Raw genomic sequence first — 467 nt, 5'->3', positions numbered from 1 at the left:
TAAGAAACGTGGCGATCACTGCACCCTATTTTCATGACGGGCAAACAGCCACACTCGAAGAAGCGATCAAAATAATGGGTGAAAGCCAACTCGGTAAAACGTTTGAAAAACAGACCATAAACGATATTAAAGTCTTCCTCGAATCCCTAACCGGTAACCGTCCTCAAATGTTAATGGAGTTTGAAAATGAATAAGATCAGACTCATATTTCTACTGTTTGTATCGCTTTTCATCGGCTTAATTAGCTTTATTATGCTGACCTACTCCGAGCATGAAAAGGTCACCGAATATGGAGTGCCTATTCGGCAGTTAGGCCATGAAGTATTAGAAATGCGTGATCATATCACCAATGCAGCGCTTGCGGGTATTTCCAACCCTTATCAAATGTCTGCAGATTTGGTTGCTTTAGAAAGAGAGTTGCAACTACTCAGAGAAAGTTATCAAAGCGAGAATATTCACTCTACGTT

At 40.7% G+C, this 467-nt stretch carries 2 pseudogenes; both read left to right on the top strand.

Annotation, left to right across the window (positions count from 1 at the left end):
- Nucleotides 1–194 (top strand): annotated as a pseudogene (locus AB4486_RS23480) (cytochrome B6); the annotation flags it as partial.
- Nucleotides 187–467 (top strand): annotated as a pseudogene (locus AB4486_RS23475) (hybrid sensor histidine kinase/response regulator); the annotation flags it as partial. The pseudogenes AB4486_RS23480 and AB4486_RS23475, both read left to right, overlap by 8 nt.

The sequence above is a fragment of the Vibrio sp. 10N.222.55.C6 genome (genome assembly GCF_041473395.1).
Classification (GTDB): Bacteria; Pseudomonadota; Gammaproteobacteria; order Enterobacterales; family Vibrionaceae; genus Vibrio; species Vibrio crassostreae_C.
The sequence above is the reverse complement of the archived record's forward strand: the minus strand, read 5'-3'. Positions and strand labels throughout refer to the sequence as shown.